Below are 17,408 nucleotides of genomic sequence, written 5' to 3' on the forward strand. Positions count from 1 at the left end.
TTCGCCGGAGAACGGCATTTCATCAAGGGCTGAGTTTATTTCACTGCGGCCGGCTCGGGTGCCGAGGGGTATTTGCAGCCGCGCTGCAGGCCGACGCCCTTCAGGAAGCTGCGCCGCACGACGCCGGCATAGACGGCGGCATTATAACGGCGCTCCTGCGCCGCTGCGCCCGAAATCTCGCGAATCACGCCGCGAAACGGGATGATCGAATTGACGATGATGCCGCCGACCCGGCCTGCGGTCTGCTTGCGCTTCTCGTCGCGGCTCGCCTCGTTGACCACGTCGAGATCCTCGCCCAGCACCGCGTCCATGTCGCCGATCGCGCTGCGGATCTGCGCGCAGGTCTTGATGCCGACGAGCGAATAGGGCTTGTCCTGGATGCGCAGCAGGTTTTCCGGAATGTCCTTCTTGTCGATCCCGACATCCTGCGCCGGTTGGGTGACGACATCCTCGGCCATCTTTTCGGTTGTCCTGGGCTTGTCAGCCGCCTGGTTCTGGGCGGCGGCGGGCAGGGCAGAGGCCATCACGGCCAGAGTGGCAAAAGCGGTAACGGTGCGGCGCATAAGTCTTCCCCTGTGGTTCGGCACCCGGTCAGGGTACCTGTTGCAAGCGCATACGCACCATCCGGGCAAAGGCTGCGCCCAAGCCGCAACCCTCTGCCTTACAGGCGTGCCGCGCTGAACGTGTCGCACTGCGCCGGATCGCCGCTGGTCAAGCCCTTCTTGAGCCAGGCCATGCGCTGCGCCGAGGTGCCGTGCGTGAAGCTCTCCGGAACCGGTCTGCGTCCCGCTGCCTTTTGCAGCGTATCGTCGCCGATCGCATTGGCGGCGGTCAGCCCTTCCTCGATATCGCCCGGCTCGATGCGATCGCGGTTGCGCGCCGCCCAGACCCCGGCATAGCAATCCGCCTCGAGCTCCATGCGCACCTGAAGCTCGTTGCCGTCAGCCTCGCTCGCAGCCTGTTGCGCGCGGCGCACCTCGTTCGAACGGCCGGTAATCGTCTGGATATGATGGCCGACCTCGTGCGCGATGACATAGGCCTGCGCGAAATCTCCCGCCGCCTGGAAGCGCGTGGCGAGCTCGTCGAAAAAGCTGGTGTCGAGGTAGATGCCATTGTCCGCCGGGCAATAGAACGGTCCCATCGCGCTCTGCGCCGCGCCGCAGCCCGAGCGGCCGTTGCGGTCATAGAAGGTCAGCGTGGCGGGCTGGTATTGCTGACCCCGTTCGCGGAAGATCGCGCCCCAGGTGTCCTCGGTGCTGGCGAGCACCTGGCAGCTGAACTTGCTCTTCTCGTCGACTGCGCAGCTTTGCGCGGCATTCTGGCCGCCCTGTTGCGTCGCCACCGGCGCGCCGCCGGGCAGACCACCGCCCTGCATCAGGTCCATCGGATTGATGCCGAAGACGAGCGCCGCGATACCGAGGATGATGACCGTGCCGATCCCCATCTTGCCGCCGCCGATCGGCAGGTTGAAACCGCCACCTCCGCCACCGCCGCGCTGGTCGGAAATATTGTCGCTGGTGCGATAATCGTCGAGCTTCATGACCGGCGCTGTTCCCTTTTGCGGTTTGGCTTCGAACAGTAACACCGGAAGGTGCGATTTAGCACCATCGATTTTTGCGCGAACTGGTCTATTGTGCAGTGCGGCATGAACGCGCTGCGCCCATGTCCCTGGAGAAACTTGAATGCCCGCATCGCTCGAAGAGATGGACCTGCAATCGGCTGCCGTGCCGCTACCGCCAACCGTGGCTCTGCTGTTGCAGGGCGGCGGGGCGCTCGGTTCCTATCAGGCGGGCGTGTTCAGCGAGCTCATTCGCCAGAATGTGCGGATCGACTGGGTGGCGGGCATCTCGATCGGCGCGATCAACTCGGCGATCATCGCGGGCAACGAGCCGCATGTCGCCTGCCAGCGGCTGCGCGAGTTCTGGGAACTGGTCACCTCGGGCGCGCCCGATTTCGTCTGGGGCGACAGCGACGCGCTGCGCGAGATCAACCATTTCGCGGGTGCGACCATGGCCGCGACAGTCGGCGTGCCCGGATTCTTCCGGCCGCACCTGATCCCCGCGCCCTTCGCCTGGCCGGGCACTCCCGCCGCTGTGAGCATGTACGATACCAGCGAGATGGCCAAGACGCTCGACCGGTTCGTCGACTGGGACCGGCTCAACCACGGCCCGGTGCGCCTGTCGGTCGGCGCGGTGAACGTCGAATCGGGCAATTTCTATTATTTCGACACGCGCGATCCGCAGGGACCGCAGACCATCGACGCACGGCATGTGCTCGCCTCGGGCGCGCTGCCGCCAGGCTTTCCGCCGATCGAAATCAACGGCAAATATTACTGGGATGGCGGCCTCGTCAGCAACACGCCGCTGGCCTATGTGCTCGACAACCAGACCAGCGACATGCTTGCCTTCCAAGTCGATCTCTTCCCGGCGCGCGGCGAGGTGCCAACCAAGTTCGCCGATGTAATGAGCCGCGAAAAGGACATCCGCTATTCCAGCCGCACCCGCCAGGTGACCGACTATTATCTGAAGCTGCGCAAGGAGCATGCGGCGCTGCGCAACGTGCTCTCGATGCTGCCGTCCGACATGTGCTCGCAGCCCGACGTGCAGCGGATGCGCGCGCTGGTGAACGACAACGCGGTCAACATCGTTCACCTGATCTACAAGGTGCAGAAATGGGAAAGCGGGATGCGCGATTTCGAATTCTCGCGCGCGACCATGGAGGTGCACTGGCAGCAGGGCATAGACGCGGTGCGCGCGACGATGCAGAAGGGCGATATCCTGGCGCAGAACATTCTGGACGGAAAGACCGCCGCGTTCGACCTTGCGCCGCACAAATGAGCGCCGGATCGGGAGAGGCTTGATGCTGTCAGGTTGGAAGGCACTGGTGGGAATGGCGCTGCTGTCGGCAGGCGGCGCGGCGCTGGCCGAACGCTGGCAGGATGTCGCGACCCCCGCCGATGCCGAACGGCTGAAGCAGCGCGATGCGACCTTTGCCGCCGCGCTCCGGGAAGTGCGCGCGTCCGAATATGCGGGCGAACTGGCGAAGAATGCGCTGCTCTACGATCCCGACCGGCGGCTCGACGATCCGTTGCCGCCCGAGGGCAGATATCTTTGCGCCACGCACAAGCTGGGTGGGCAGTTTCTCAGCTTTATCGCCTATCCGGACTTCATTTGCGCCATCTACGGCACCGGCGACAAGCGGCAGTTCGTCAAGCTTACCGGATCGCAGCGGCCGGTGGGCTATATCCATGCGGATACGCGGCGCAGCGGGGTGTTCCTGGGGTCGCTGATGCTCGGCGATGACGAGGGTCTGGTGCCCTATGGCCAGGACAAGGAGCGCGATCTTGCCGGTACGGTCGAGCGGATCGGAAAGGATCGCTGGCGGATCGTCTTCCCGCGACCCTATTACGAATCGACGATGGACATCATCGATCTGCGGCCGATGCGGTAACCGGGCATGCCCAGCGGAACGGCTCTCGGTTATTCGATCATCATGCTGCTGACCGGAATCGGCATTCCGGTCATGGCGGCGCTCAATGGACAGCTCGGTGTCCGGCTGAGCAATCCGGCGGCGGCATCGGTCATCCTGTTCCTGTCCGCGCTGCTGATCGCCGTCGCAGCGACCGGCGTGGTCGGTTTGCCCGATATGGCCAGGCTGCGCGCCGCACCTTCGCACCTGTTCTTCTCGGGCGCATTCGTTGCCTTCTACGTCCTTGCGATCACCTGGATCGGACCGCGCTTCGGCATCGGCAACGCAGTGTTCCTCGTCCTGCTGGGGCAGATCGTCGCCGCCGCGATGATCGATCATTTCGGCCTTTTCGGCGTCCCTCGCAGTCCGCTCACGGCGCTGCGGGTGAGCGGGATGATCGTCATGGCCATCGGCGTCCTGATGGCGCGGCGAATCGGATGAGCATTTTAGACTGACAGGGTAAAAACAAGGCGTTAGCTTGGCCCCAAACACATGTCTGGGGAGACACACATGCCGGTCGCCAAGTTTTTCGTGCGCGCCCTTGCCGCATCCGCGCTCGCAGCCGCCACGCCGCTCGCGGCGCAGGACACGATCCGCGCCGATATCGCCGCCGACATGCCGGGGTTGATGGACCTGTACCGCGACTTGCACGCCAATCCGGAGCTGAGCTTTCAGGAAGTGCGCACCGCCAAGAAGCTCGCCGCCGAAGCGCGCAGGCTGGGCTTCGAGGTGACCGAGGGCGTCGGCAAGACCGGCGTGGTCGCGGTCATGAAGAACGGCCCCGGCCCGGTGGTGATGCTGCGCGCAGACATGGACGGACTGCCGGTGGTCGAACAGACCGGGCTGCCCTTTGCCAGCAAGGTGCGCGCGATGAGCCCGGCAGGGATCGAGACCGGGGTGATGCACGCCTGCGGCCACGACACGCACATGACCGGCTGGGTCGCCACCGCGCGGCAGCTGGTCAAGCGCAAGGCCGAATGGTCGGGTACGCTGGTGATGATCCTGCAGCCGGCCGAGGAGATCGGCTCGGGCGCGGTGGCGATGCTCAACGACGGGCTGTTCACGCGCTTTCCCAAGCCGCAATATGTGCTGGGCTTTCACGATGCCGCGCAGGCACCTGCCGGGTTCATCGGCTATACGCCGGGCTTTGCGCTCGCCAATGTCGACAGCGTCGACATCAAGGTAAAGGGGCTGGGCGGGCACGGCGCCTATCCGCAATCGACCAAGGATCCGATCGTGCTCGCCGCGCGCATCGTCACTACGCTGCAGACGCTGATCAGCCGCGAGCTCGATCCGCAGGATGCCGCGGTGGTCACAGTCGGCAGCTTCCAGGCCGGTGCCAAGCACAACATCATCTCGGACGAGGCGACGCTGCTGCTCACCGTGCGCAGCTATTCGGACGAGACGCGCGCGAAAATTCTCGACGGGATCAAGCGGATCGCGCGGGGCGAGGCGATTGCCGCGGGCGTGCCCGAGGACAGGATGCCCGAGGTCAAGCTCGCCGATACCTTCACCCCGGCGGTCTATAACAGCCCCGAATTCACCACCGAGATCGGCACCTTTTTGAAAAGCCGGTTCGGCGACAAGCGCGTCGCGCAGGTCGCGCCGTCGATGGGCGGCGAGGATTTCAGCCGCTTCTACCGGGCCGATCCCGACAATATCAAGAGCATGATCTTCTGGGTCGGCGGGGTGCCTTTGGCCGAATACAACAAGGCGAAGAAGGAGGGCATCGAGATGCCCTCGCTGCACAGCCCGTTCTGGGCGCCCGAGGCCGATACCGTCATCGCGACCGCCGCCGAGGCGATGACCGCGATGACGCTCAAGCTGATGAAAAAGCCCTGATCAGATCAGCTGCGGCTGGCGCTCGGGCGAGCGGCTGCCCACGCCCGGCAGGTTGAGCGCGGAGACCATCTCGCGCAATTCCTGCCGCGCGATGATATGGCTGGTGCCGAGATCGGCCAGATGGCCCTTGTCGAGCAGCGTGAGGCCCGAGGGGAAGAGTTCGCGATAGACCACGCGCTCGGACAGCCCCTGAACATAGCGGAAGCCGACGCGCTTCGACAATTCGGCGAGCGCGGCATCGAGCCTGCGCTTGTTGCGCGCATCGGTCTGCTGGGTGCGGTTGCGCAGCACCACCCAGTCGATCTCGATCCCGTCGGTCTTGGCGCGCGCCTTGCGCGCCTCCCAGATCAGTTCGGCATAGAAGCTCAGGCGGCGGACCTTGAAATTCTCCGGATCGACCTGCCCGATCAGATCGAAATCGACGAAGCTGTCATTGAGCGGGGTGACCAAAGTGTCGGCGCGGGTGGCGACGAAGCGCGCGAACTTGTCGTCACGGCCCGGCGTGTCATAGACCAGGAAATCGCAATCGCCGCTCAGCGTTTCGACCATCTGTTCGAGCCGCGCCTGATTGTCTTCCTTGAAGACCTCGAACTTGGGCGTGGGCAGTTCGATCCCGCGGCGCTGCTGGGTCTGGACGCGGTTTTCCAGATAGCGGTGCAATGTGCGCTGGCGCGGATCGAGGTCGATCGCGCTGACGCGAAAGCCCAGATACGACAGCGCGACGGCGACATGCACCGCGCTGGTCGATTTGCCGGTGCCGCCCTTTTCATTGGCAAACACGATATGATGCGGAGACGCCTTGCGCGTCATCATGTCCATGGTCTTTCCAGCCCCTTCCAGCAGGCCCATGATTGTGCCAGTGCTGATGCGTGAATCGTTTGGCGAACGCGTCGCCCAGTGTCGCCGCGTTCCCTATCGGAGGCTTTACCAAGGTGCAAATCTTACGTCGGGTTGACAGGCTGCGGTCGGCGGTCTCGCTGCTGAGGGGGCAGGGCGGGCATGTCGCGCTGGTGCCGACCATGGGCGCGCTTCACGCCGGGCACATGCAGCTGGTGAAGGAGGCCAAGCAGCGCGCCGACCATGTCGTCGTGTCGATCTTCGTCAATCCCAAGCAGTTCGGAGCGAACGAGGATCTGGACGCCTATCCGCGCCAGGAGGACAGCGATGCCGCCATGCTGAGCGAGGCGGGCGTCGCGATCCTGTGGGCGCCCGATGTCGAGCAGGTCTATCCACAAGGCTTTGCGACCAATATCAGCGTCGCCGGGGTCAGCGAGGGACTTTGCGGCGCGGCGCGGCCGGGCCATTTCGATGGCGTCGCCACCGTGGTCGCCAAGCTGTTCAACCAGGTCCAGCCCGACATGGCGCTGTTCGGCGAGAAGGATTACCAGCAGCTCGCGGTGATCCGCGCGATGGCGCGCGATCTCAATTTCGGGCTCGACATCATCGGCGTGCCGACGGTGCGCGATGCCGACGGCCTCGCGCTGTCATCGCGCAACGCCTATCTCAGCAGCGAGGAGCGCGCCGCCGCAGCGATGCTGCCGCGTGCGATGCAGGCGGGGATCGCGGTGATCGAGGCGGGCGGCCCGGTCCGCGTCGCGCTCGATGGAATCGAGCAGGCGCTGGCGGCGGCAGGATTCGGGCCGATCGATTATGTCACGCTCGCCGATGCCGTGACGCTCGAACCGCTGGACCATGCCGATCGTCCCGCACGTCTTCTGGTCGCGGCGCGGCTCGGACGCACTCGGTTGATCGACAATATGCCGGTAAAACCGGCAGGAATGTAAAACTTCTGGCATGGTATATGCCGAATTAACCATTTCTTTACGCCCCTTTCCCAATCTCGCCGCATCGGAAGGACCGATCATGCAATAGAGGGGCATGTGAGATGGCTAACAGTCTGAAGTCTGCGACGTTTCTGATCGAGAGTAAGCTCGCGGCGGCCGCGCGCGGCGACATCAACGCCTATTTTGAGCTGGGCGTGGCGTTCTCCACCGGTGGTCACGGGGTCAATGTCGACCTGATCGAGGCGCACAAATGGTTCAACCTCGCTGCCGTCAAGGGCCATGAGGAAAGCCAGCTGTGCCGCGCCGAAATCTCGGAAGAGATGACCGCACGGCAGATCGCCGAAGCCCAGCGCGAGGCCCGCGCCTGGCTCCAGCAGATCGCAGCGCGCGCCGCCTGACGGCCTAGCGCGCTGCCTTGCGGTAGCGTTCGAACCAGGCGATGATCGCCGACGCCTTGGCCGCGCTTTGCGATGGCCTGGCCGCGATGCCGCCATGGCTCGCGCCCGGTACCTTGACCAGCGCCGTGGGCACGCCCACGAGCTTGAGCGCGGTGTAATATTGCTCTGACTCGCTCACCGGGGTGCGATAATCCTCGCTGCCGACGACGACCAGCGTCGGCGTCTTCACATTGGCGACCAGCGACAGCGGCGAGCGCGCCCAGTAGCTCGCCTGGTCTTCCCAGGGCAGCTTGCCGAACCAGTATTTCGCAAAAAAGGCCGGGCCATCGGCGGTCAGCGCCTGGCTGGTCCAGTTGATCACCGGCTTCTGGGTGGCCGCTGCCTTGAACCGCGTCGTCTTGCCGACGATCCAGCTGGTCAGCACCCCGCCTCCCGAGCCACCGGTGACGAACAGCTGGTCGGGATCGGCGACCCCATCGGCAATCGCCTTGTCGACCATCGAGATCAGATCGTCATAGTCATTGCCGGGATAAGCATGGTGGATCAGGTTGGCGAACTCCGCGCCATAGCTGGTCGATCCGCGCGGATTGACCGAGAGCACCGCATAGCCCGCAGCGGCATAGAGCTGGTTGTCGGTCGAGAAATGCGGGCCATAGGCGGCGAAGGGTCCGCCATGGATCTCGAGCACCAAAGGCACGCGCTGGCCCGCGACATGGCCGGGCGGCAGCGTCAGCCAGCCTTCGACCTCGCGGCGCCATCGAACGAGGAGGCGACCGTCATCTTGCGCACCTCGCCCAGCCGCTTCGAAGCCATCAACGACTGGTTGAGCCGGGTCAGCGCGCGCGTCCTGCCGCCGTTCGCCAGCATGACATCGGCAGGCTTGGTCGCGTTGCCGCCCGAATAGGCGATCGCACCGTTCTTCGCCACGCTGAACGATCCGCCCGAATAGGGCCGGTCGAGCGCCGGGCCGGTCAGCCCGCGCACGATCTCGCGCACCGATCCGTCGAGCCCGATGCGCGCGACCAGCGTCTCGCCATGATCGTCATATTGCGCGATCAGCGCCTGGCCGTCGGGGGCCCAGACCATCGCGTCGATGCTGCGGTCGAGCGACGGGGCCACCGCACGTTTGCCGCTGCCGTCGCGGTTCATCACATAGGCCTGCGCGTTGTGATAGCCGAGCAGCTTGTCGTCGAAACCGAGATAGGCGACCCTGCTGCCATCGGGCGAAACGACGGGCGAGGCGTCGGGCCCGTCGCGATCGGTCAGCGCGCTGATCGTGCCGGTGGCGATGTCGAGCGCGTAGATTTCGGCGTCCTGCGGATCGTTTTCCCAATTGGGCGAGCGGTTGCCGCTGAAATAGAGCGTCTGCCCGTCGCGGCTCCAGGTCAGGCCGCCGCCATCATGATAGTCGCCGAAGCTCAGCTGGCGCGGCGCGCCGCCGGTCGCGGGCACGACGAAGATCTTGTCGAAACCGGGTTTCAGATAGCCGGCGCCATCGGCGCGATAGGTCAGCAGGTCATAGGTCTCGAGCGGCGCGGCCCAGGTCGCGCCCTCGGGCTTTTCGGGCGCCTTGCCCAGCTTCAGCCCCTCGGCGGGGACGAACATCGTGTACGCGATCTGGCTGCCATCGGGAGACCAGGCGATGTTGCCGGGGCTTTCGGGCAGGCCAGTAATGCGGACCGACTGGCCGGTGCCGACCCAGCGCACGTACAGCTGCGGCGCGCCGCCTTCCGCCGTCGAGACATAGGCGAGGCGCTTGCCATCGGGCGACCAGCGCGGCTGGCTGTGGCTGCCGGGTCCGGCGGCAAGCGGGGTCAGCTCGCCGCTGGCATTGTCGATCAGCCAGATCGACGAGACCGCCTTGTCGCTCATCACGTCGTTGGCGCGGCGGACGAAGGCAGTCCTGCCGCCATCGGGCGAAATCTGCGGATCGGCGGCGACCTCGAGCGAGAACAGGTCCTGCCCGGTCAGCCGCGTATCGGGCGCGTTCTGCGCCATCAAGGGGGCGGGACTGGCACAGGCGAGCAGCAGGGCGGCAAGACGGATCGTGCGCATAGGTGAGGCTTTCTGTTGGAAGAACAAAGGCTTGGAAGGGCGACAGGCGATGATCGTGCGCCGGGTTGCGCCCCGCGTCAAGCCTGTCGCTCGCCCTTGCGGAAAGGCAGCATCTCGGTGAGCATTTCGCGATCGGCAGCGACCGCCGCGCGCTCGCGTTTCAGGAAATCGGCAACCGCGCGGCGGAAGCCCGGGTCGGGGATATAGTGCGCCGACCAGGTGAGCTCGGGCGCATAGCCGCGCGCCATCTTGTGCCCGCCCTGCGCGCCTGCCTCGACACGTCTCAATCCGCGCGCCAGCGCCGCGTCGATCGCCTGATAATAGCACAGCTCGAAATGCAGGAACGGCTTGTCGACGGTGCAGCCCCAATAGCGGCCATAGAGCGTGTCGCTGCCGATAAAGTTGAGCGCCCCGGCGATCGGGTGCCCATCGACCTGGGCCAGGATCAGCAGGATGCGATCGGCCATGGTCCGGCCCATCAGGCTGAACGCCTCGCGGGTCAGGTACGGATGGCCCCATTTGCGCGCGCCGGTATCCTGGTAGAAGATCCAGAACGCGTCCCAATGCGCTTCGGTGATCGCATCGCCGGTCAGGTGGACGATCTCGACCCCCTCCTGCGCCCGTGCGCGCTCCTTGCGCAGATCCTTGCGTTTGCGCGAAGTGAGCGAGCCCAGAAAGCCCTCGAAATCGCCATAGCCGTCGTCATGCCAGTGGAACTGCGTGTCCGACCGCATCAGCCAGCCCGCCTGTTCGAACAGCGGCAGCTGCGCAGGCTCGATAAAGGTCGCGTGGACCGAGGACAGCCCGTTCTGGTCGGTAAGATTTTCTGCCGCGCTGAGAATTGCGGGCGCCCATTCGGGGTCTGCGAGCAGCAGGCGCGGACCGGTCGCGGGCGTGAACGGCACCGAAATCTGCAGCTTGGGATAATAATGCCCGCCCGCATTTTCCCAAGCATGCGCCCAGCTATGGTCGAACACATATTCGCCCTGGCTATGGCTTTTCAGATAGGCGGGAAGCGCGGCGACCAGCCTGCCGTCCTCGCCCCTGATCGTGATCGGCGCAGGGTTCCAGCCGGTGCCGCGCCCGACACTGCCCGAGGCTTCGAGCAGGCTCAGAAACGCATGGCTGACGAACGGATTGTCGGGTCCTGCCAGCGCGTCCCATTGCGCCGCATCGAGCGCGGCGATGCTGCGACCGACCTCGGCGGTGATCGCGCGTTCGCTCATGGATGGAGTCGGGGCTGGGGCTGGCCGCGCTCGTAGATCGGCGCGTCGGCATGTTCTGCGGCGATGGCATGCTGCTCGTCGGTGCGCACCGTCCAGGTCAGCACCGGCAACCCGCGCGCGCGTTGGGCAGCGGCGAAACTGCTCGGCAGGTCACGGATGTCGTAGGCGAGGAAGTCGGGCTTCGCCTGCCACAGGTCGCGGTGGCGTCGGAGATTGCCCTTCCAGCCGCGCGCCTCTTCCTCGGTGATGACGAGGCCGCGCGTGATATGCTTGGCCTGCCGCCGGAACCAGGCGCCCACGGCGGGATCGAAGCTCATCACCGCGGCCTTGCCGCCATAGCCTTCGAGTGCGCGGCGCACTGCGAGGCACAGCGGCGCGACATGGCCGCTCTCGGTCTTGATCTCGATCAGGATGGGCGCGCGCCCGCGCACCACGCCCAGCACCGCGCCGAGCTCGGCGATCGCGCCATTCTGGCCGAGCAGGCGGATCTGGGTCAGTTCCGCAGCGGTCTTGCTGGCGACCCGGCCCTGCGCGAGGGTCAGCCGTCCGAGCGAGAAGTCGTGGAACACCACCGCGCGGTTATCGACGCTGCGCTGGACATCGCATTCGATGCCATGCCCCGCCGCGATCGCCGCGGTGAAAGCGGGCAGCGCGTTTTCCAGCACCGGCCCGTCCCACATGCCGTCATGCAGACCGCGATGGGCATAAGGCTGTTCACCCAGCCAGGCGATGCGTCGCTGCGCTGGCGCCGGGGCCAGCCAGCGGTCAAGCAGGCCGAACGGCGACAATGGCATCGATCTCCACCGCAGCGCCGAGCGGCAGCACCGGCACGCCCACTGCGCTGCGCGCATGCTGGCCGGCGGGGCCGAATACCTGCACCATCAGGTCCGATGCGCCATTGGCGACCTTGGGCTGGGCGGTGAACTCGGGCGTGCTCGAGATGAACGCGCCGAGCTTGACGATCCGCTCGACCCGGTCAAGCGATCCCAGCGCGGCCTTCATCTGGGCGATCAGCATGATGCCGCAAGCGCGCGCGGCGGCCTCGCCCTGCTCCAGCGAGACATTCTCGCCCAGCCGCCCGGTGGCGACCTTGCCGTCGATGAAAGGCAGCTGGCCCGAGATATAGAGCAGGCCGCCCACTTCCACGGCGGGGACATAGGAGGCGACGGGCGCAGCGGGCTGGGGCAGTTCGACGCCCAGTTCGGCGAGCTTCAGTTCGATCGTGTCGGTCATGGTCTTTTCAGGTCCTGCAGGAAAGGGGGGTCAGGCGGCGGCCTGGATGCCGGGCGCGTGCACGCCCGCAGCGAAGCGCTCGAGAATCCAGGCGAGCGCCTCGTCCCAGCGGTCGATCCGCGCATGCGCGTGGCCGGCATCGGCGGCGCAGGCGATGTGCGGCGCCAGGCCTTCCTCGCCGACCATGTGCAGCCGCCAGACATGCGGCGCATGCTCGGCGGCGGACTGGTGATGCTGCGGAAGGTCGTCGACGAAGATCGCGACGCTGGGATTGTGCTCCTCGACGATCCGGCGGAGCGGCTCGCCCTTGGGGCCCTGGTTGCACACCACGCGGTGATGCAGGCCGAAGCGCGCCAGCTGCTCGCTGCGCGCCTGCTGGCGGTCATCCATCAGATTGGTCAGCACCACGATATCGGCATGCTCGGCAATGGCCTGCAAGGCTTCGACCGCGCCGGTGATCGGCGTCTGGCGGTGCATCTCGGTATCGAAGAATCCGCCGAGCAGCGGCCAGATGTCGCCCGGCTTCACCGCCTCGCGCGTCTTGCGGTCAATCAGCGCCTTGGCGAAATCGCCGCCGGAAAAGTCGAAATCGATGTCATGCTTTTCGTCCAGCCACGCCTTGAACGGCGCGACCATGTACAGCAGCACCTCGTCACAATCGGTGACCAGCAGCGGGCGGGAAGGGGCAGTCGTCGCGGTCACAAAAAACTCCATCTCGTTCAATGCTGGCGTTCCAGCTCGATCCGCGCGTTGACCAGACGAACCGGCGTCGTGCCGATCGCGTCGGCCGCTGCCACCAGATCCGCCTCATAGCCTTCCAGATAGCGGATGATCTCTGACAGGATCCGCGGGTTGTTGGCACCGCCGCGCAAATCCTCCACCGTCATCCCGGTCAGCGCGAGCAGCCGCGAGGCGCGGTCCTGATCGCCGAGCAGCCATCCGAGTGCCATCAGCGCGAGGGTGGCTGCATCATCCTTTTCGTGCTCGTCTGCCCCGATTGTGTCGCTCACGGCTTTCGCCTACATCCCCGTTTGTGATCAACCCACCGGACGTTCGGGACCGGCAGATTGGATAAGCGGTTCAGTGGCAAAAAGAGTGCTGGTTGTCGAGGATAACGACCTTAATCGCAAACTTTTCTGCGATCTGCTGACCGCGCATGGCTTCGCGGTCGAGGGGCTGGCCGATGGCCGCGAGGTGATGGAGCGCGCGCGCCAGTTCGTGCCCGGCCTCATCATCATGGACATCCAGCTGCCGCATGTCAGCGGGCTGGAGCTGATCGAGGCGATCAAGGCCGATCGCGACCTGCGCCTCATCCCGATCATGGCGGTGACCGCCTATGCCGGCAAGGGCGACGAGGACCGGATTCGCGCCGCCGGAGCCGAGGGCTATGTGTCGAAGCCGGTCTCGATCGGTCCGTTCATGGCGGCGGTGAACGCGCTCGTCTGAGCCGCGCCCACCGCCTGCACGTCCGTCAGATCCGCTCGATGATGATCGCAGGCGCCATGCCGCCCGCCGCGCACATCGTGATCAGGCCATAGCGGCCGCCCGAACGTTCGAGCTCGTCGAGCGCGGTGCCGATCAGCATCGATCCGGTCGCGCCGATCGGATGGCCGAGTGCCATTGCGCCGCCGTTGATGTTCACCTTCTCGCGGTCGAGATCGAGATCGCGGATGAACTTTTCGGCGACGACCGCGAACGCCTCGTTGATTTCCCAGACGTCGATATCGTCCTTGCTGAGCCCTGCGCGCTCGAGCGCCTTCTTTGCGGCGGGGACGGGCGCGTTGAGCATCAGCGTCGGATCGTCGCCCATGTTGACATAGGTGACGACGCGCGCGCGGGGTCTGAGGCCATGCTTGTCGGCATAATCCTTCGAGGTCAGCAGCAGTGCGGCCGCGCCATCGACCACGCCCGAGCTGTTGCCCGCGTGGTGCACATGCTCGATCTTCAGATCGGGATAGCGGCGGTTGATCTGCTTGCGGAAGGTGGTGCCGCCGATCTCGAAATCGGCCATGCCGGCAAAGGCGGGCTTCAGCGCGGCCAGGCTTTCTGCGGTGGTATCGGGCCGGGGAAATTCTTCCTTGTCGAGCGCGACGGTGCCGTCCGGGTTGTGCACCGGCACCACCGACTTGTCGAACCGGCCTTCGGCGATCGCGCGCGCGGCGCGCTGCTGGCTGACCAGCGCGAGCGCATCGAGGTCCTCGCGCGAAATGCCCTCCATCGAGGCGATGGCATCGCCGCACACGCCTTGGTGCGATTGCGGGTGCAGTTCGTCGAGCGCGGGATTGTGCGATCCCATCAGCGGCGGCGGCATGCCGGCATTGGCCTCGGCGGCGGTGACGACCTGGGTATAGCTCATCATCTCGGTGCCGCCGGCGATGACGCAGTCTTCCATGCCCGACATGATCGCGGCGGTGGCGAGGTTCACCGAGGTGATGCCGCCGCCGCAGAACCGGTCGAGCGTCATGCCGCTCGCCTTGATGTCATAGCCCGCCGCCAGCGCTGCCATGCGGCCGAGATCGCCGCCCTGCTTGCCCTTCTGCGTCGAGGTCGACCAGATCACGTCGTCGACGGTCGCGGTGTCGAGGCGATTGCGCTCCTTGATCGCCTTGAGCACGGTCGCGGCGAGATCCTGCGGGTGCAGGTGCGACAGCGCGCCCTTGCCAGGCTTGCCGACCCCGCGCGGGGTACGGACGGCATCGATGATATAGGCTTCGGCCATGTTTCGGCTCCTCTTCGACTGATTTAATCGTTCAATTAAACCAGTCGGAAGCGCCCGGCAAGCCTATTCCAGCGTCTCGAGCATTTCGTTGTTCTCGAGCCAGTCCGCCTCGACCTCGGCGAGCTCATCCGCAATCTTCGAGCGGCGGCGCGAGAGCTCGCTCATCGTCAGCTTCGCCAGTTCGCCGCTGGCGGAGGCCGGATCGAACATCGCGCGGTCGATCTCGCTGACCCTGGCCTGGAGCGTCGCGATCTGCTTTTCGGCCGCGCTGACCTTGGCGCGGATCTGGCGCAGCTGTTCGCGGCGCTCGGCCTCGGCCTTCTTGTCCTTCTTCGCCTTGGGCTTCGCCTCGCCCTTGGGCTGGTTCACGCCCAGAATGAAGTCGATATAGTCGTCCATGCTGCCCGCATATTCTGTGGCCGTGCCGTTATCGACCAGCACCAGCCGGTCGGCGGTCAGTTCCACCATGTGCCGGTCATGGCTGATCAGCAGCACCGCGCCCGAATAGTCGTTGAGCGCCTGGACCAGCGCCTCGCGGGCATCGACGTCGAGATGGTTGGTCGGCTCGTCGAGGATCAGCAGATGCGGCGCGTCGCGGGTGATCAGCGCCAGCGCCAGCCGTGCGCGCTCGCCTCCCGAGAGCGTGCCGACCTGCGCCGTCGCGCGGTTGCCCGAGAAGCCGAACCGGCCGAGCTGCGCGCGCACCGCCGCCGGGGTCTTGCCCTGCATCGCGCGGGTCATCTGTTCGAGCGGGGTGCTGTCCGGCTCGAGCTCCTCGACCTGATACTGGGTGAAATAGCCGACCTGCATCTTGCCTGCGGTATTCATCGCGCCGTCCATCGGGGCGAGCTGCGCGGCGAGCAGCCGGGCGAGCGTGGTCTTGCCGTTGCCGTTGCGCCCGAGCAGCGCGACCCGGTCATCGGGATCGATCCGCAGGTTGAGCCGCTGGAGGATCGGCTTGGCCTCCGCATAGCCGACCGCTGCCAGATCGAGCGTGATCAATGGCGGCTTGAGCTCGGAGGGGCTCGGGAAATCAAAGCTCAGCGACGGGTCCTCGATCAGTGCGGTGATCGGCTGCATCTTGGCGAGCATCTTCGCGCGCGACTGCGCCTGCTTGGCGGTGGAGGCGCGCGCCGAGTTGCGCGCGATATAATCCTGCAGTTTGGCGCGCTGGGCGTCCTGCGCCTGCTTGGCGGCGGCGAGCTGCGCCGCGCGTTCGGCACGCTGGCGCTCGAAACTGTCATAGCCGCCGGGATAGAGCGTCACCTTGCCGCCCTGCAGGTGCAGGATATGGTCGACGACATTGTTGAGCAGGTCGCGTTCGTGGCTGATGACGATCAGCGTGGCGGGATAGGCCTTGAGGAAATTCTCGAGCCACACGGTCGCTTCGAGATCGAGATGGTTCGACGGTTCGTCGAGCAGCAGCACGTCGGGCTGCGAGAACAGCAGCGCGCCCAGCGCGACGCGCATTTTCCAGCCGCCCGAAAAGCTGTCGAGCGGGCGGTTCTGCATGTCCTCGTCGAAGCCGAGGCCGGTGAGGATGATCGCCGCGCGCGAGGGGGCACTGTACGCGTCGATCGCGAGCAGCCGTTCGTGCACATCGCCCAGCCGGTCGGGATCGGTGCAGGTCTCGGCCTCTTCGAGCAGCGCGGTGCGCTCGACATCGGCGGCGAGCACGGTGTCGAGCGGGGTGGCATCGCCATGCGGCGCTTCCTGCGCGACATAGCCCAGCCGCGCGAGCCGCGGCATCTCGATCTCGCCGTCATCGGGCTCGAGCTCGCCGATCATCACCTTCATCAGCGTCGACTTGCCCGCGCCGTTGCGCCCGATCAGGCCGACCCGGCTGCCCGGCGGGATCGCCGCCGTCGCGCCGTCCAGGATGGTGCGGCCGCCCAGGCGCACGGTGATGTTGTTCATCGAAAGCATGGGGCACGCGCCTATCAGCAGACGCGGCTTTCGCCAAGCGGTCCGATGCTGCGGCGCAGCGAAAAGGCTTGCGCCCGCATGAACGGACTGCGCGATCCGATACACTTTGCGACACTTTTGCCGCGCGCACGGCAAATCTGTGCGACAATGCCGGGCTAGAAGGGCGGTCATGGAAGCTGCACCGCACCCCTGATCGCCCCCTGCTAGCCGGGTCGGTGCGGCTTCCGACCCCTATCCCCCCAAGTGAGACCGAAGGAATGACCCCGATGAAAAAGACCCTGATCGCAGGCGCCGCACTGGCGGCGATGCTCTCCGGCAGCATGGCGCTGGCACAGCCCGCTCCCGGCCAGAAGCGTGGACCCGATGCCAACCAGGACGGCGTCGTCACGCAGGAAGAAGCGCGTGCGCAGGCTGCGAAAATGTTCGAGCGCATCGATTTCAACAAGGACGGCAGGATCGACAAGGCCGACCGCGATGCCCGGATGGCCGAGCGGTTCAAGAAGATGGACACCGACGGCAGCGGCGAGGTCAGCCTGGCCGAGATGACCGCCGCGCGCGAAGCCCGCCAGGCCAAGCGTGCCGAGCGCATGGCGATGCGCGCCGATCGTGGTCCCGGCGAGCCGGGCGCACGGATGGGCGGCAAGATGCGCGGCGGTCCCAAGATGGGCATGCGCGGCGGACGCGGCATGCGTGGCGGCATGATGCGGCTCGATACGAACAAGGATGGCGCGATCACGCTCGCCGAGTTCGAGGCGGG

18 protein-coding genes and 1 pseudogene are annotated in these 17,408 nt (G+C 65.9%); 8 read left to right on the forward strand and 11 right to left on the reverse strand.

Going from position 1 to position 17,408, the window contains the following annotated elements; genetic code table 11:
- Nucleotides 1-35: 35 nt before the first annotated feature.
- Together DM995_RS00645 and ypfJ are read right to left on the reverse strand one after the other, a co-directional pair.
- Nucleotides 36-563, reverse strand: coding sequence for a hypothetical protein (locus DM995_RS00645; protein ID WP_157973024.1), 528 nt, complete (start codon nucleotides 561-563; stop codon nucleotides 36-38).
- Between the two features lie 98 nt (nucleotides 564-661).
- Nucleotides 662-1,540, reverse strand: a complete 879-nt coding sequence (gene ypfJ / locus DM995_RS00650) for a KPN_02809 family neutral zinc metallopeptidase (protein ID WP_116968163.1) — start codon at nucleotides 1,538-1,540, stop codon at nucleotides 662-664.
- 142 nt (nucleotides 1,541-1,682) lie between these two features.
- On the opposite strand from ypfJ, the gene DM995_RS00655 reads away from it, so the two are divergent.
- The 4 genes from DM995_RS00655 to DM995_RS00670 all read left to right on the forward strand — a co-directional run bounded on the left by DM995_RS00655 (nucleotide 1,683) and on the right by DM995_RS00670 (nucleotide 5,310).
- On the forward strand, nucleotides 1,683-2,837 hold the full coding sequence (locus DM995_RS00655; protein ID WP_116968164.1) for a patatin-like phospholipase family protein: 1,155 nt from the start codon (nucleotides 1,683-1,685) through the stop codon (nucleotides 2,835-2,837).
- A 22-nt stretch (nucleotides 2,838-2,859) separates the two neighbouring features.
- Nucleotides 2,860-3,450 (forward strand): DUF4893 domain-containing protein, encoded by a 591-nt coding sequence (locus tag DM995_RS00660; RefSeq protein WP_157973025.1) that lies wholly within the window; start codon nucleotides 2,860-2,862, stop codon nucleotides 3,448-3,450.
- Between the two features lie 6 nt (nucleotides 3,451-3,456).
- Entirely contained in the window at nucleotides 3,457-3,909 is a 453-nt protein-coding gene (locus DM995_RS00665; protein ID WP_232823958.1) for a DMT family transporter, read from the forward strand.
- A gap of 69 nt (nucleotides 3,910-3,978) precedes the next feature.
- Nucleotides 3,979-5,310, forward strand: a complete 1,332-nt coding sequence (locus DM995_RS00670) for an amidohydrolase (protein WP_116968166.1) — start codon at nucleotides 3,979-3,981, stop codon at nucleotides 5,308-5,310.
- Here the strand turns inward: DM995_RS00670 and DM995_RS00675 are convergent, their stop codons facing one another.
- Nucleotides 5,311-6,129, reverse strand: coding sequence for a division plane positioning ATPase MipZ (locus tag DM995_RS00675; RefSeq protein ID WP_198669414.1), 819 nt, complete (start codon nucleotides 6,127-6,129; stop codon nucleotides 5,311-5,313). It lies immediately after the preceding gene.
- 113 nt (nucleotides 6,130-6,242) lie between these two features.
- Here DM995_RS00675 and panC point away from each other — a divergent pair, with 113 nt between their 5' ends.
- Both panC and DM995_RS00685 read left to right on the forward strand, forming a co-directional pair.
- Complete coding sequence (gene panC, locus DM995_RS00680; RefSeq protein ID WP_031318542.1) at nucleotides 6,243-7,094, forward strand: pantoate--beta-alanine ligase; 852 nt, start codon at nucleotides 6,243-6,245, stop codon at nucleotides 7,092-7,094.
- A 101-nt stretch (nucleotides 7,095-7,195) separates the two neighbouring features.
- Nucleotides 7,196-7,492, forward strand: coding sequence for an SEL1-like repeat protein (locus tag DM995_RS00685; RefSeq protein ID WP_023839049.1), 297 nt, complete (start codon nucleotides 7,196-7,198; stop codon nucleotides 7,490-7,492).
- A gap of 4 nt (nucleotides 7,493-7,496) precedes the next feature.
- Here the strand turns inward: DM995_RS00685 and DM995_RS00690 are convergent.
- From DM995_RS00690 to DM995_RS00715, 6 genes and pseudogenes are all read right to left on the reverse strand, one after another.
- A pseudogene (locus tag DM995_RS00690) lies at nucleotides 7,497-9,547 on the reverse strand (S9 family peptidase).
- A gap of 77 nt (nucleotides 9,548-9,624) precedes the next feature.
- Entirely contained in the window at nucleotides 9,625-10,773 is a 1,149-nt protein-coding gene (locus DM995_RS00695; protein ID WP_116968167.1) for a GNAT family N-acetyltransferase, read from the reverse strand.
- The gene (locus tag DM995_RS00700; RefSeq protein ID WP_023839046.1) at nucleotides 10,770-11,567 is read right to left on the reverse strand and encodes a glycerophosphodiester phosphodiesterase family protein; all 798 of its coding nucleotides are present in this window, start codon (nucleotides 11,565-11,567) and stop codon (nucleotides 10,770-10,772) included. Before DM995_RS00700 ends, DM995_RS00695 begins: the two co-directional genes overlap by 4 nt.
- The gene (locus tag DM995_RS00705; RefSeq protein ID WP_116968169.1) at nucleotides 11,539-12,006 is read right to left on the reverse strand and encodes a RidA family protein; all 468 of its coding nucleotides are present in this window, start codon (nucleotides 12,004-12,006) and stop codon (nucleotides 11,539-11,541) included. The genes DM995_RS00700 and DM995_RS00705 overlap by 29 nt, the downstream gene beginning before the upstream one ends.
- 30 nt (nucleotides 12,007-12,036) lie before the next feature.
- Nucleotides 12,037-12,642, reverse strand: coding sequence for an HAD family hydrolase (locus tag DM995_RS00710; protein ID WP_232824470.1), 606 nt, complete (start codon nucleotides 12,640-12,642; stop codon nucleotides 12,037-12,039).
- Nucleotides 12,643-12,725: 83 nt separating this feature from the next.
- Entirely contained in the window at nucleotides 12,726-13,016 is a 291-nt protein-coding gene (locus tag DM995_RS00715; RefSeq protein ID WP_023839043.1) for a DUF3572 family protein, read from the reverse strand.
- Nucleotides 13,017-13,089: 73 nt separating this feature from the next.
- On the opposite strand from DM995_RS00715, the gene DM995_RS00720 reads away from it, so the two are divergent.
- A complete protein-coding gene (locus tag DM995_RS00720) occupies nucleotides 13,090-13,452 on the forward strand; it encodes a response regulator (protein ID WP_116968171.1) in 363 nt (120 codons plus the stop codon).
- Between the two features lie 25 nt (nucleotides 13,453-13,477).
- Here DM995_RS00720 and DM995_RS00725 read toward each other — a convergent pair whose 3' ends face one another.
- Both DM995_RS00725 and DM995_RS00730 read right to left on the reverse strand, forming a co-directional pair.
- On the reverse strand, nucleotides 13,478-14,725 hold the full coding sequence (locus tag DM995_RS00725; RefSeq protein WP_116968172.1) for an acetyl-CoA C-acetyltransferase: 1,248 nt from the start codon (nucleotides 14,723-14,725) through the stop codon (nucleotides 13,478-13,480).
- A 63-nt stretch (nucleotides 14,726-14,788) separates the two neighbouring features.
- On the reverse strand, nucleotides 14,789-16,651 hold the full coding sequence (locus DM995_RS00730) for an ABC-F family ATP-binding cassette domain-containing protein (protein WP_116968173.1): 1,863 nt from the start codon (nucleotides 16,649-16,651) through the stop codon (nucleotides 14,789-14,791).
- Between the two features lie 266 nt (nucleotides 16,652-16,917).
- Between DM995_RS00730 and DM995_RS00735 the strand changes: the two genes are divergently transcribed.
- The coding region (locus DM995_RS00735; RefSeq protein ID WP_198669210.1) for an EF-hand domain-containing protein at nucleotides 16,918-17,408 on the forward strand (491 nt) is incomplete at its 3' end.

It is taken from the genome of Blastomonas sp. UPD001, from assembly GCF_003426715.1.
In the GTDB taxonomy this organism is placed as follows: domain Bacteria; phylum Pseudomonadota; class Alphaproteobacteria; order Sphingomonadales; family Sphingomonadaceae; genus Blastomonas.